Here is a 13,153-nt window from a genome sequence, read left to right as displayed (position 1 = left end):
CTCAGTCCTCCGGAATTCCCGCCTGGCGGCGGTAGCGGCGTACGAGGTCGCCGAGCGCGGCGCCCCGGGGACGGCGGCCGGGGCGGATGTCGCAGGTCGCGGCCTTGCTCTCCTGGATGTGGCTGTTCGTGTCCAGCACGATGGACAGCAGGTCGTTGGCCGAGTCGCCCCGCACGACGCCGGAGGAGCCCCAGTGGTAGGGCAGGCCGACCTGGTGGACGGTGCGGCCCTGGATCCGCAGCGGCGCCATCCGGCCGGTGACCAGCACCCGCGCCTCGATCGCCGTCCGCGCGGTCACGATGGTGGCCCAGCCGCCGTTGGTCAGCCCGCGCTCGGCCGCCAGCGCCGGGGAGACCTCGCAGAACATCTCCGGCTGCAGCTCGGACAGGTACGGCAGGAACCGGCTCATGCCGCCCGCCGTGTGGTGCTCGGTCAGCCGGTACGTGGTGAAGGCGTACGGGTACACCGTGTTGCCAGCCGGGTGGTAGCGGTTGTCACGCCGCGGGTAGAGCTGCCGGGTCGGGTTCTCCTGCTGGGCGTAGAGCGGGTTGACGGCCGGCGACTCCTGCGGCTCGTAGTGCGCCGGCAGCGGCCCGTCGACGAGTCCCTTGGGCACGAACAGCCAGGCCTTGCCGTCGGTCTGCATGATGAACGGGTCGGTGCCGGCGATGGCGTCCTGCGCCGTCGCGCCCTCCGGAGGCTCGTACGACGGCGGCTTGGTCTTCTCGAAGTCCGGCACGTCGTGCCCGGTCCACTGCTCGCCGTCCCACCAGACGTAGGCCTTGCGCTCGCTCCACGGACGGCCCTCCGGGTCGGCGGAGGCGCGGTTGTACAGGATGCGGCGGTTCGCCGGCCAGGCCCAGCCCCACTCGGGCGCCACCCAGGACTGGTCCCGTCCCGGCCTGCGGCGCGCGGTCTGGTTGACGCCCTCGGCGTAGCAGCCGGCGTAGATCCAGCAGCCGGAGGAGGTGGAGCCGTCGTCCTTCAGCGCGGTGAAGCCGGAGAGCGGCCTTCCGTCGCCGTCGCAGCCGTTGATCTCGCGCAGCACGGCGTCCGCGGAGGGGTCGCCGTACGGGCCATCGACCGGATAGTCCCAGGTCAGATCCTGGATCGGCCGGTCATTCGGGTCCGTTGAGCCGGCCAGCCGCTCGCGTACGCGCCGGCCGAGGTGGTAGATGAACCACAGGTCGCTGCGCGCGTCTCCCGGCGGGTCCAGCGCCTTGTGGTGCCACTGGAGCAGCCGCTGGGTGTTGGTGAACGTGCCGTCCTTCTCGGTGTGCGCGGCGGCGGGCAGGAAGAACACCTCGGTGCCGATCCGCTCGGGACCGGTCTCGCCGGCGGCGATCTCCGGGGAGTTCTTCCAGAACTCGGCGCTCTCGATGAGGTTCAGGTCGCGGACCACGAGCCACTCGATCGCGGCGAGACCCTGCCGCTGGAGCCGCCCGCCCGCCGACCCGACGGCGGGGTTCTCCCCCATCAGGAAGTAGCCCTTGACCTTTCCGGCGATCTGGTCCAGCACCGTGTGGTACGAGCCGTGGTCGCCGGTCAGGCGCGGCAGGTAGTCGAAGCAGAAGTCGTTGTCCGCGGTCGCCGCGTCGCCCCACCAGGCCTTGAGCAGGCTCACCATGTAGGCGCGCTTGTTGCCCCAAAAGCCCGTGTCGCCGGCCGCGCGTTCGAGGTAGGCGTCGAGGTTCTCGTGCTCGTGGGCGTACGGCATCGGCAGGTAGCCCGGCAGCAGGTTGAACAGCGTCGGGATGTCGGTGGAGCCCTGGATGCTCGCGTGTCCGCGCAGCGCGAGGATGCCGCCGCCCGGCCGGCCGATGTTGCCCAGCAGCAGCTGCAGGATCGCGGCCGTGCGGATGTACTGGGCGCCGACCGTGTGCTGGGTCCAGCCCACGCTGTAGACGAACGCGGTGGTCCGGTCGCGGCCGGAGTTCGCCACGATCGCGTCGGCGAGCTCGGCGAACCGCTCCGGGCCGATGCCGCACATCTCCTCCACCAGCTCGGGCGTGTACCGCGCGAAGTGCCGCTTGAGGATCTGGTAGACGCAGCGCGGGTGCTGGAGCGTCTCGTCGCGCCGCGGCGCGTGCCCGGTCTGCGACGGCGTCGCCTCGAACGTCGCGCCGGGCCCGTGCTCGTGCGAGCGGGTGCCCGGCTCCTCGGTCCGCGCCTCCTCCCACTGTCCGGCCGCGGCCTGGGCGTCGCCGTTCTGGTACGCCCAGCTCGTCGGGTCGTACTCCCGCGTCTCGGCGTCGTAGCCGGAGAACAGGCCGTCGAGGTCCTCGGTGTCGCGGAAGTCCTCGCTCACGATCGACGCGGCGTTGGTGTAGTGCAGGACGTACTCACGGAAGTCGTGGCCGCCGCTCAGCACATGGTTGACCAGCGCGCCGAGCAGCACGATGTCACTGCCGGCCCGGATGGGCACATGCCGGTGGGCAACCGCGCTGGTGCGGGTGAACCGCGGGTCGACGTGGAAGACCTTCGCGCCGCGCGCCTTGGCCTCCATCACCCACTGGAACCCGACCGGATGGCACTCGGCCATGTTCGAGCCCTGGATGACGATGCAGTCGGCGTTGACCAGGTCCTGCTGGAACGTGGTGGCGCCGCCGCGTCCGAAACTGGTCCCCAGACCGGGGACGGTGGCGGAGTGTCAAATACGGGCCTGGTTCTCGATCTGAATCGCGCCGAGCGCACTCCAGAGCTTCTTGATGAGGTAGTTCTCCTCGTTGTCGAGCGTGGCCCCACCGAGGCTGGCGATGCCCATCGTGCGGCGGACGGGCTTGCCGTCGCAGGTGTCCTCCCAGCCGCGCCGCCGCGCGTCGATCACCCGGTCGGCGATCATGTCCATCGCCGTGTCGAGGTCGAGCGGCTCCCACTCGGTGCCGTGGGGACGCCGGTAGAGGACCGTGGTCTGCCGGCCCGGGGAGGTGACGAGCTGCTTGCTGGCCGACCCCTTGGGGCAGAGCCGCCCGCGCGAGATCGGGGAGTTCGGGTCACCCTCGATCTGGATGACCTTCTCGTCCTTGACGTAGACCTTCTGCCCGCATCCGACCGCGCAGTAGGGACACACGGACTCGACGACCCGATCGGCCTGGTCCGTCCGCGCCCGGAGTGCGTCGGTGCCCTTCGACCGCGCGGCCTTCCCGCGCCCCAGCCGGTCGGAACCGGTGAGCTGGCGGAGTACCGGCCAATACTCGATGCCCACGCGCCCTATTGAACATCCTTTGGCGGTGATCTTGCCACCGCCCCCTTACGCGGCGGCGTCTTCGCCGCTCAAAGGAGTAGCGTCGGGCGCATGGGCCGAGTGACGGTACGGCGGCGGGTCGCGCACATCGACGAGCGGGGCGCCCGCGGGCGTCCCGACACGCTGGTGGTCGAGGAGCCACTGGAGATCCGGCTGGCCGGGCGCCCGCTGTCGGTGACCATGCGGACCCCCGGCGACGACTTCGACCTGGTCGCCGGGTTCCTGCACGGCGAGGGCGTGGTGCGGTCCGGCGACGACATCCGGGCGATGCGCTACTGCGCCGACACCGACACGATGAACGTCATCGACGTCACGCTCGCCGAGGGCGTCGAGCCGCCCGAGGTCTCGGTCGACCGGTCGTTCCTCATGACCAGCGCGTGCGGGGTGTGCGGCAAAACGAGCATCGACTCGATCCGGCAGCGATCGCGGTACGACGTGCGCGCGGACCCGGTCCGGCTGGACCCGGAGACGCTGGCGCGGCTGCCCGGGACGCTCCGCGACGCCCAGCGGGTCTTCGACCGCACGGGCGGGCTGCACGCGGCCGGGCTGTTCGACGCCGAAGGCACGCTGCTGGCGATGCGCGAGGACGTCGGGCGGCACAACGCCGTCGACAAGGTGGTCGGCTGGGCGCTGAAGGACAAGCGGGTGCCCCTGACCGGGCACGTCCTGCTCGTCAGCGGGCGCGCCTCGTTCGAGCTGACGCAGAAGGCGCTGCTCGCGGGCCTCCCCGCGCTGGCCGCCGTGTCGGCGCCCTCCTCGCTCGCGGCCGACCTGGCCGAAGAGGCGGGGATGACACTCGTCGGCTTCCTGCGCGGCACGTCGATGAACGTCTACACCGACGCCGGCCGGATCAAATCCGATGCTTGACCCGGTGGGGTCGGCCCGGCATATATTGCACGCCGTGTCCAATGAGCGGAAGCGACCGAGCGAGCGGAGTGGGCGGTGAGGGACGAGCCGCCCGCGGAGCGAGTGAGGAGCGGACGCGACCAGTCGGCACGAGCGGAAGCGACCGAGCGAGCGGAGTGGGCGGTGAGGGACGAGCCGCCCGCGGAGCGAGTAAGGAGCGGACGCGACAACGGGAACGGCGCCGATGTACAGGCTGTGGTGACTTCGCGGCGGGTTCAGGGGGACGGCGTCGACCTGGCCGTTCATGAACGTGGCCGGGGTCCTGCGGTCCTGCTCGTGCACGGCTTTCCGGACACCCACGCGGTCTGGGACGGGGTCGCCGAGCGGCTGGCGGCACGGTTCCGCGTCATCACCTACGACGTACGCGGTGCGGGCGCCTCGTCACGGCCCCGGCGGCGTGACGCGTACCGGTTCGAGCACCTCGTCGCGGACATGCGGGCGGTGCTCGACGCGGTGAGCCCGACCGCGCCCGTGCATCTGGCCGGTCACGACTGGGGGGCGATCCAGTCCTGGGAGGCGGTCTGCGCGATGCCGGAGCGGTTCGCCTCGTTCACCTCGATCTCCGGCCCGTGCCTCGACCACGCCGCGCGGTGGATGCGCGCGGGCCTGCGCCGGCCCTCCGGCGTACGGGCGGTCGCGCGGCAGCTCGCGCACTCGTGGTACATCGCCGCGTTCCAGACCCCCGTCGTGCCCGAGCTCGTCTGGCGGCACGTGCTCGCCCGCCGCTGGGCGGGCCTGCTCGAGCGCACCGAGGGCGTGGCCGTCCGCACGCACCCGGCACCGACGCTCGCCGAGGACGCCGCCGCCGGGGTGAACCTCTACCGCGCCAACATGCTCGCCCGCCGCCGCGCCGTCGGCGAGCGCCGTACGACCGTGCCGACCCAGATCGTGGTCGCGACGGGGGACGCGTTCGTGACACCGGCGCTGGCCGCCGAGGCCGCCCGGCCGTTCGCCGACCGGCTCCAGGTGCGCCCGGTCCGCGCCCCGCACTGGGTGCCGCTGACCCAGCCCGGCGAGATCGCCCGGCTCATCGCCGAGCACATCGCCCAGGCCGGCACGGGCGCGTCGCGCTAGACGCCGCGGTCGCGATGACGGCGCATGCGCCGCATCGGGGGTGGCGCGGTGTCGCGGCCGCGCCGGACAGGTCGCGGGAACCGTCCGGGTCAGCGGGCGAGCCGGTCGAGCCAGTCGCGCAGGAGGGCGGTTTCGGTCGGGCGGAGCGGGAGGGTGGCCTGGTCCGCTGCGGTGAGGGCGGCGTCGAGGGCGAGGGCCCGGGGCGCGAGGCCGGTGTCCGTGGCGGGGGGCGGGTCGGTGGGCGGGCCGGTGGTGAGGGAGTCGATGAGGGCGTCGCGCATTCGCGCGGAGATCTCCGGGTCGCGGTCCTCGGCCGGGGCGCCGACCAGCGTCAGGGTGACGCCGGTGACGGCGGCCAGGCAGAGGCGGGCGGCGAGGGCGGGCGGGACCCGGAGACGGCCGGCGGCGGCGACGCGGTCGAGGTATTTCAGCAGGAGGTCGCCTGCCTCGTCGGCGGCGGGCGCTCGGCGGCCGGCGCGGTCGGTGCCGAACATCAGCAGGTAGAAGGCGGGATGGCGCAGGCCGAAGTCGACGTGCATGTCCCAGCCGCGGCGCATGGCGTCGACCGGATCACCGCTGTGCGCCAGCCCGCGCTTCTCGGCCAGGTACATGTCGAAGCCGTGGATCGCCAGTGCCGACAGGAGGCCGTCCTTGTCGCCGAAGAACTGGTAGAGCGAGGCGGCGCGGATGCCGGCCGCCGCGGCGACCGAACGGGTGGAGACCGCCTGGGCGCCCTCCCGTTCCAGGATGTCGGCCGCCACCTCGAGGATCTGCCGCCGGGTACGGATCTTCGCGTCGTCCACGGTTGCGATGTTACGGCATTCGGCGTATCACTGGAACGGACAGCGCTACGCGAACTGGCGTAGCAGTGATACATCGAGGAGAAGCCAGTGAATCGTCTCGGATACGGCGCCATGCAACTCGCCGGGCCGAACGTATGGGGGCCACCGGACGACCCCGACGCGGCGCGGCGGGTGCTGCGCCTGGCGGTCGAGCTGGGGGTCACGTTCTTCGACACCGCGAACGCGTACGGGCCGCGTACGGTGAACCGGCTGATCGGGGAGGCGCTGCGGCCGTTCCCGGAAGGGGTGATCGTCGGCAACAAGGTCGGCGCCGGGCGCGGCCCCGACGGGTCGTGGATCATCACCGACCACCCGGACACGGTCCGCCGGCAGGTCCACGAGGCGCTGGTCGACCTGGGCACGGAGGCGAGCGAGCTGACGTACCTGCGGCTCGGCGGCGACGGTCCGGCGCCGCCGAGCGACGTACCGCTGGAGGATTCGCTCGGCGTGCTCGTCGAGCTGCGAGACCAGGGACTCATCCGCCGTATCGGCCTGTCCGGCGCGTCGCCGGAGATGCTGGCCCGCGCCCAGAAGATGACGCCGATCGCGGCCGTGCAGAACCGCTTCAACCTGCTCGACCGCAGCGGCGTCCAGGTGCTCGCCGACTGCGAGGCGCAGGGCATCATGTTCGTGCCCTACTTCCCGCTGGCCTCCGGGCGGCTCACCGGCCACGACGAGCTGACCGCCCCCGCGGAGCGCCTCGGCGCGACGCCGGCCCAGGTCGCGCTGGCCTGGCTGCTGCGCCGCTCCCCCGCCATGGTCGTCATCCCCGGCACGGCGAACCCCGATCACCTGCGCGCCAACACCGCCGCGGCCGAGGTCGCGCAGAACCTGACCGACGCCGAGGTGGCCCGCCTGACCGGCCTCGTCGACGAGTCGAAGGCCGTCCTCGACCGGCCGCACCGGTCCACGCTCGACGCGCTCAGGTCCGCGGCGGAGAGCCACCGCTGAGCAACCGCTGGCCGGCCGGATCGGATGCTCAGGGACTCTGAGGCGAGGCGGCGGACGAACGGCTCGTCGACCGTGAACGGTCCTTCGCCGGGGCGGAGACCGGGCGCGCGCTCGCTCGTGAGGGGGGTGGGCGTCCGGTTCCGGCCGACGGCCGTGCTCGCCGTCCTGGCCCTCGTGGTGGCCCTGGTGCCGGCCGGACCGCCGCGGCCGGCGCGCGGCCCACGGGCCGTCCGGTCACCGCGAACGGCCTGGCCGACCTGCCCCCGCTGAATCCGGTGATGGACTGCGCCGCCCTGGTCGGCCTGGACCTCGGCCACGTCACCGACGCGGCGGTGACGATCAAATCCGCGACGGTCACGACGGCCGGCGCCCCCGCGCCGTACTGCGACGTCCGCGGGTCCATCGCCCCGGCCGACACGCTCGTCATACGCCTGCCCGTGAACGGCTGGACGCAGCGCTACGTGCAGACCGGGTGCGGCGGCGAGTGCGGCTCGGCGAACATCGGCTACACGGAGGCGTCGACCTGCGCGCCGATCGCGGACGGCACGATCGCCAGTGCGACCACCGACATGGGACACCAGGGCCAGAACGACGGGTCCTGGGCGGCGTACGACCCGCAGGCGCAGATCGACTTCGCCTACCGCAGCGAGCACGTGACGGCCCAGGCCGCCAAGGCCGTCATCGCCCGGTTCCACGGCCACTCGCCCGCCTACTCCTACTTCGACGGCTGCTCCGACGGCGGCCGCGAGGCGCTGATGGAGGCCCAGCGATACCCGGCGACTTCGACGGCATCGCCGCCGGCGCGCCCGCCAACGACATGGTCGTCCAGAACACCTTCCACCACGCGTGGAACGTCCTGACCAACCTGGACGAGGACGGCGCTACATCCTTCTGGCCGGGAGGCTGCCGCTGATCCACCGCGCCGTTCTGGCCGCCTGCGACGGGCTCGACGGCCTGAAGGACGGCCTGATCGGCGATCCGCGACGCTGCGACTTCGACCCCGGGACCCTGCTGTGCCGGGCCGGGCAGGACCCGGCGACGTGCCTGTCCCCCTCTCCGACCTGAAGTTCACGGTGGCGTCGTTCTGGAAGACCGTGCGGTCCTCCAGCTACCTGTCCGCGATGGACCCGGACCTCGGCCGTTTCGAGCGCTCCGGCGGGAGGCTCCTGCTCTGGCACGGCTACGTCCTCACCCCCGTGATGGCGTGGGTGGAGAGCGGCCGGCAGCCCGGGACGATCGTCGCCTCGAAGGTCGCGAACGGCACGGTCACGCGCACCCGGCCGGTGTATCCCTACCCCACGGTCGCGCGCTACGACGGCACGGGCAGCGTCGACGACGCGGCGAACTTCCGGCCCGCCACGCCGCGGCAGGAGCCGCCCGTCGGCTACCACTGGCTCGGTGAGCGGCTGTACTCCGGCGACTACCAGACCCGGTACGCGGCGAACGGCACGCGGCTCGTCTGCAGGCCGTCGCGGACCTGGCTCACCGCCCGCGAGAACGGTTGAGAGCCCGCCGGGAGCCCCTCGCCCGGTCGGGGCGAGGGGTTCCGGGGGTCAGATGCTCACGGTCTCCGAAGCGAGGCGGCGGACGAGCGACTCGTCGACCTCATGGCCCAGGCCGGGCGTCTCCGGCACCGGCACCAAGCCCTCCGCCGCGCGGATCGGGGGGTCCACCACGTCGTGCGCGTAGTACTTGTCCGACCCCGACACGTCACTGGGCAGGGTGAAGCCGGGCAGCGACGCGATCGCCACGTTCGCCGCGCGGCCCACGCCGAACTCGTGCATGCCGCCGCACCAGACGCGCCAGCCTGCCTCCACGGCGCGGTCGTGCGCCGTGCTCGCGGCGGTCAGGCCGCCCATCCGTGAGACCTTGATGTTCAGGACGCGTCCCGCGCCGATCTCCAGGGCCGTGTCGAGCTGGTCCAGGTCGTCCACGGACTCGTCCAGGCAGACCGGCGTCTCCAGGCGCGCCTGAAGGCGCGCGTGCGCGGCGAGGGCGCCCGGCGCGTACGGCTGTTCGATCATGGTCAGGCCGAAGCCGTCGAGCGCCCGGAAGACGTCCTTCTGGTCCTCGCAGTAGGCGCCGTTGGCGTCCACGTGCAGCGGCAGGCCGGGATGGGCCTCGCGGACGGCGCGCACCGGCTCGACGTCCCAGCCCGGAGCGATCTTGAGTTTGATCCGCCGGTACCCCTCGGCGACGTACCGGCCCACCTGGACGAGCAGGTCGTCGATGGTCGGTTCGATGCCCAGGCTCACACCGGCCTCGATGGCCCGGCGGTCGCCGCCGAGCGCGCGGGCGAGCGGCGTGCCGGCCGCCCGCGACCACAGGTCCCAGCAGGCGATGTCGAGGCCGGCCTTGGCGAAGTGGTGGCCGCGGATCCGCTTCCAGAGCGCGCCGACCTGGACCGGGTGGTCCCAGTCCGCGCCGCGCAGCGCGGGCGCGAGGTAGCGCTGGAGCGTCAGCCGGCAGATGTCGACGGTCTCGGAGCAGTAGTACGGGTCGCTGGGCGAGGCGATCTCGCCCCAGCCGACGGCGCCGTCCGCGTCGGCGACGCGGACGAGGATGTGCTCGAGATGGGTCTTGCGGTGGGAACTGGTCTGGAAGGCGTGGACGAGCGGCAGGCTCAGCCGGAACGCCTCGACCGTGGTCACGCGCGGCACTCAGCCCTCCTCGCGGCTCGGGCGGAAACGGTAGACGGCCGTGTGGCCGTCGCAGACCCGGCAGGAGATCGCCCGCAGGCCCTCCCCCGTCAGCCGGGTCAGCGCGTCGGCGACGTCGTCCCGCAGGTGGTGCGCCGCGCGCCGGTCACTGGAGACCAGGCCGTCCCAGTCGCGCGGCATGCCGACCAGCACGTCACCGTCCGGTTCCCGGCGGACCTCGGCCCAGCCGACGTGCGGCGGGCGCGGCAGGTCGCGTGCGGTGTCCGTCAGCAGGTCCCACTCGACGATCAGCCGGTCGGTGCGCATGCCGGGGTCGCGGCCGGAGTCCTCGACGCCGTACAGGTCGCGGGTGAACCAGCGGCCGGTGGCGCCCAGCACGTCGAAGTTGAAGTGGGCGTTGTGCGTGCGCACCGGGTCGAAGGCCCAGCGCATGACGGTCACACCGGTGGACAGGACGTACTCGCGCTGGCTGAACTTGAGCGTGCGGCCGACGCCCCGGCCCTGCCAGCCGGGCAGCACCGCCGCGACCTGCGAGTAGTGGTAAACGGTCGTGGAGTCCGAGCCCAGGAAGCCGTAGGTGAAGCCGACGAGCTCGTCCCCGGCGAAGGCGCCGATCACCGAGCCGGCGTTGCGCGAGAGCGCGGCGAGCAGCCGCGGGCTGACCGCCGGGTCGGTGGCGGACAGCGCGAACGCGGTGCGGTAGACCTCCACGCCCGCGCGCATCTCGGCGGCCGTGGTGAGAGGTCGTACGGTGATCGGCGGAGAGAGTGGCAAAATCTTCTCTTCTGGCGGCAAATGACGATCAATACGGCGATTTCACGGCAAGTTTAGTATCAAATCCATGGACCACGACCTGGCACGACGCCTGATCGCCGCGGCGGACGATCTGCTCCCCTTCGGCCGGGCACGGCTGCGCGCGTACGCGCTCGCCGAGTCACCGTCCGGTGACGCCGAGGCGCTCGCCCGCTGCGCCGACCTGATCGAGGCCGGGCAGCGGGAGGCGGGCGGGCGTGTCTCCCGCGACGACGGCCATCTCGTCACCGACTTCGGCCCCGCGGACGGCCCGCATCTGCTGCTGGTCGGCCACTACGACACGGTCTGGCCGGTCGGCCGCCTGGCGACCATGCCCTACACCGACGACGGGACCACCATCGCCGGTCCGGGCACCCTGGACATGAAGAGCGGCCTGGTCGCGGTCGAGATGGCGATGCGCGCGCTGGCGGAGGCCGGCGCGGCGCCGGCGCGGCGGGTGCGCCTGGTCACGGTCGCCGACGAGGAGGTCGGCAGCCCGAGCGGCCGGGCGGCGGTGGAACGCCACCTCGACGGCGCGGTGGCCGTGCTCGGCCTGGAGTCGCCGCACCCGGACGGCGCGCTGAAGAGCGCGCGCCGCGGGAGCACCCGCGTCCTGCTGAGCGTCCACGGGCGCGAGGCGCACGCGGCGCTCGACCCCGGCAGAGGGATCTCCGCCATCGACGAGCTGCTGGACCAGGTGGCGGCGGCGCGCGCGGCGGTGCCCGACGACGGCACGACGCTGTTCAACGTCGGGCGGATCGAGGGCGGCAGCCGGGCCAACGTCGTCGCCGGAAGCGCCTCGGCCGAGATCGGGCTGCGGTTCGCCTCCGCCGAGGCCGAGCGCCGGGTGCTCGACGCGCTGACCGGGGCCGAGCCGCGCCGCCCGGGCGCCGTCGTGCAGGCCACGGTGCTGTCGAGCCGCCCGACCTGGCCCGAGCGGGAGGAGAACCCGCTGCTGGAGAGCGTCGCACGCATCGGCGCGGCACTGGGCCAGCGGATCACCGGCCGCCCGGCGGCGGGCGCGGGCGACACCAACCTGCCGGGCTCGCTCGGCCTGCCCACGCTCGACGGCTTCGGCCCACGCGGCCGGGGCGCCCACGCGGAGGACGAGTCGATCGAGGTACCCGCGCTCGCCGAGCGCGCCGCCCTGCTCGCCGCCATCATCGCCGCGCCCTGGTGACCGGACGGCGCCTCTAGACGTACGCGGGCCGGGGCGGCTGGGCGGTGGCCGCGCCGTTCTGGGCGGCGGCCAGGCGGGCGACGGCCTCACGCAGCTCCTCCGGCGGCAGGACGTACGGCACGCGCAGGTGGTCATCCAGCACTCCGTCCACGCCGAAGGCGGTGCCCGGGACGATGTGCAGGCCGTGGGGCGCCGCCGCGGCGGCCAGGGCCGTGCTGGAGACGCCGGGCAGCCGGACCCACAGCGACAGGCCGCCCGGCGGGACGGTGAACTCCCAGCCGGGCAGTTCGTCGCGCAGTGCGGCGATGAGGGCCTCGCGCCGTTCCCGCAGGCTCACGCGGCGGGCGGCGATGATCGGCTCGACGCGGCCGAGCAGTTCGGACACGATCAGCTGTTCGAGCACCGGGCTGGCCAGGTCGACCGCGTCGCGGGCTTCGGCGAGCCGGCGCACGAGTGCCTGCCCGGCCCGGATCCAGCCGATCCGCAGGCCGCCCCACACCAGCTTGGACACCGAGCCGACGCTGATGACGCGGCCGTCGGTGTCGTGCGCGGCGAGCGGCCGCGGGCGTGGCACGTCGTCGATGGCGAGCTCGGTGAAGATCTCGTCGCTCACCACGTACGTGCCGGTGGCGCGGGCGGTGGCCACGAGCGCCGCACGGTCGTCGTCGCCCATGAGGCGGCCGGTGGGGTTCTGGAAGTCGGGGATCAGGTACGCGAGCCGGGCCGCGCCCTGCCGCATGCCGCCGGCGATGAGCTCCAGGTCCCAGCCCGCGTTGACGCCCACGGGCACGAGCCGGGCGCGGGCCAGGCGGAGCGCGTCGAGCGCGTGCGGGTACGTCGGCGACTCGACGAGGACGGGGTCGCCGGGGCGTACGAGGGTCTGCAGCACCAGCCACAGGGCGTGCTGCCCGCCGGTCGTCACGAGGATCTGCTCGGGCAGGGTCGGCACCCCGCGGGCGGTGTACCGCGCGGCGATCGCCCGGCGCAGGACGGCCAGGCCCAGCGGCTCGTAGCCGGGGCCGCCGGTGTGGCGCGGCAGTTCCGCGACGGCGGCGGCGACGCACTCGTCGAAGCCGGGCGGCACGGCGGGCGCCACGCAGGCGAGGTCGATGAGGGTGCGGTCCTCGGCGAGCGCGTGGCGGGCCGACAGCGGGGTGCCCGCCGGCAGGGTGGTCCAGCTCCCGGCGCCCTGGCGGCTCTCGACGTACCCGTCCGCGCGCAGCGCGTCGTAGGCCGAGGTGACCGTCGTGCGGCTCACGCCGAGGACGGCGGCCAGGTCGCGCTCGGCGGGCAGCCGCGTGCGCAGGGGCAGGCGGCCGTCGAGCACGAGGCCGCGCAGCGTGGCGGCGATCGCGGCGTAGTACGGCCGTCTCGCGGGCGGTCCGCCGAGGAGACGGGCGAGGTTGGCGGCGTTGATGGACCTGGTCGACATAGGGCCACTTTTCACGATTGGCCCTTATCTTTCAAGCCACTCTTCTGCGGTAATTGCCGGGAACACCGTGAA

The 13,153-nt window shown here is 73.3% G+C and carries 12 protein-coding genes; 7 read left to right on the top strand and 5 right to left on the bottom strand.

Annotated features, from left to right (window positions below):
- Position 1: 1 nt before the first annotated feature.
- The gene (gene fdh, locus ABEA10_RS44880; RefSeq protein WP_345474915.1) at positions 2–3,214 is read right to left on the bottom strand and encodes a formate dehydrogenase; all 3,213 of its coding nucleotides are present in this window, start codon (positions 3,212–3,214) and stop codon (positions 2–4) included.
- Between the two features lie 81 nt (positions 3,215–3,295).
- Between fdh and fdhD the strand changes: the two genes are divergently transcribed.
- Positions 3,296–4,111, top strand: a complete 816-nt coding sequence (gene fdhD, locus ABEA10_RS44875) for a formate dehydrogenase accessory sulfurtransferase FdhD (protein WP_345474819.1) — start codon at positions 3,296–3,298, stop codon at positions 4,109–4,111.
- Positions 4,112–4,186: 75 nt separating this feature from the next.
- Positions 4,187–5,224, top strand: coding sequence for an alpha/beta fold hydrolase (locus tag ABEA10_RS44870; RefSeq protein WP_345474818.1), 1,038 nt, complete (start codon positions 4,187–4,189; stop codon positions 5,222–5,224).
- A gap of 89 nt (positions 5,225–5,313) precedes the next feature.
- Here the strand turns inward: ABEA10_RS44870 and ABEA10_RS44865 are convergent, their stop codons facing one another.
- Positions 5,314–6,027: a TetR/AcrR family transcriptional regulator gene (locus ABEA10_RS44865; RefSeq protein WP_345474817.1), complete on the bottom strand. Its 714-nt coding sequence runs from the start codon at positions 6,025–6,027 to the stop codon at positions 5,314–5,316.
- Between the two features lie 87 nt (positions 6,028–6,114).
- Between ABEA10_RS44865 and ABEA10_RS44860 the strand changes: the two genes are divergently transcribed.
- The 4 genes from ABEA10_RS44860 to ABEA10_RS44845 all read left to right on the top strand — a co-directional run bounded on the left by ABEA10_RS44860 (position 6,115) and on the right by ABEA10_RS44845 (position 8,522).
- The gene (locus ABEA10_RS44860) at positions 6,115–7,017 is read left to right on the top strand and encodes an aldo/keto reductase (protein WP_345474815.1); all 903 of its coding nucleotides are present in this window, start codon (positions 6,115–6,117) and stop codon (positions 7,015–7,017) included.
- A 278-nt stretch (positions 7,018–7,295) separates the two neighbouring features.
- On the top strand, positions 7,296–7,877 hold the full coding sequence (locus tag ABEA10_RS44855; RefSeq protein WP_345474813.1) for a tannase/feruloyl esterase family alpha/beta hydrolase: 582 nt from the start codon (positions 7,296–7,298) through the stop codon (positions 7,875–7,877).
- A complete protein-coding gene (locus ABEA10_RS44850) occupies positions 7,864–8,082 on the top strand; it encodes a tannase/feruloyl esterase family alpha/beta hydrolase (protein WP_345474811.1) in 219 nt (72 codons plus the stop codon). Before ABEA10_RS44855 ends, ABEA10_RS44850 begins: the two co-directional genes overlap by 14 nt.
- Positions 8,058–8,522, top strand: a complete 465-nt coding sequence (locus ABEA10_RS44845) for a tannase/feruloyl esterase family alpha/beta hydrolase (RefSeq protein WP_345474809.1) — start codon at positions 8,058–8,060, stop codon at positions 8,520–8,522. The genes ABEA10_RS44850 and ABEA10_RS44845 overlap by 25 nt, the downstream gene beginning before the upstream one ends.
- Before the next feature lie 48 nt (positions 8,523–8,570).
- Here the strand turns inward: ABEA10_RS44845 and menC are convergent, their stop codons facing one another.
- On the bottom strand, positions 8,571–9,677 hold the full coding sequence (gene menC, locus ABEA10_RS44840; RefSeq protein WP_345474807.1) for an o-succinylbenzoate synthase: 1,107 nt from the start codon (positions 9,675–9,677) through the stop codon (positions 8,571–8,573).
- Positions 9,678–10,451: a hypothetical protein gene (locus tag ABEA10_RS44835; protein ID WP_345474805.1), complete on the bottom strand. Its 774-nt coding sequence runs from the start codon at positions 10,449–10,451 to the stop codon at positions 9,678–9,680.
- A 67-nt stretch (positions 10,452–10,518) separates the two neighbouring features.
- On the opposite strand from ABEA10_RS44835, the gene ABEA10_RS44830 reads away from it, so the two are divergent.
- Complete coding sequence (locus ABEA10_RS44830; RefSeq protein ID WP_345474803.1) at positions 10,519–11,649, top strand: M20/M25/M40 family metallo-hydrolase; 1,131 nt, start codon at positions 10,519–10,521, stop codon at positions 11,647–11,649.
- A 13-nt stretch (positions 11,650–11,662) separates the two neighbouring features.
- Here the strand turns inward: ABEA10_RS44830 and yczR are convergent, their stop codons facing one another.
- The gene (gene yczR / locus ABEA10_RS44825) at positions 11,663–13,081 is read right to left on the bottom strand and encodes a MocR-like transcription factor YczR (protein ID WP_345474801.1); all 1,419 of its coding nucleotides are present in this window, start codon (positions 13,079–13,081) and stop codon (positions 11,663–11,665) included.
- Positions 13,082–13,153: the final 72 nt, after the last annotated feature.

The sequence above is a fragment of the Actinoallomurus oryzae genome (genome assembly GCF_039541955.1).
In the GTDB taxonomy this organism is placed as follows: domain Bacteria; phylum Actinomycetota; class Actinomycetes; order Streptosporangiales; family Streptosporangiaceae; genus Actinoallomurus; species Actinoallomurus oryzae.
This window is presented reverse-complemented; position numbering and strand designations above follow the sequence as displayed.

Excerpts from the sequence above, each read along its gene's own strand:
- ABEA10_RS44855 (WP_345474813.1), top strand. The coding sequence starts at position 7,296 with ATGGACTGCGCCGCCCTGGTCGGCCTGGACCTCGGCCACGTCACCGAC.
- ABEA10_RS44830 (WP_345474803.1), top strand. The coding sequence starts at position 10,519 with ATGGACCACGACCTGGCACGACGCCTGATCGCCGCGGCGGACGATCTG.
- fdhD (WP_345474819.1), top strand. The coding sequence starts at position 3,296 with ATGGGCCGAGTGACGGTACGGCGGCGGGTCGCGCACATCGACGAGCGG.
- yczR (WP_345474801.1), bottom strand. The coding sequence starts at position 13,081 with ATGTCGACCAGGTCCATCAACGCCGCCAACCTCGCCCGTCTCCTCGGC.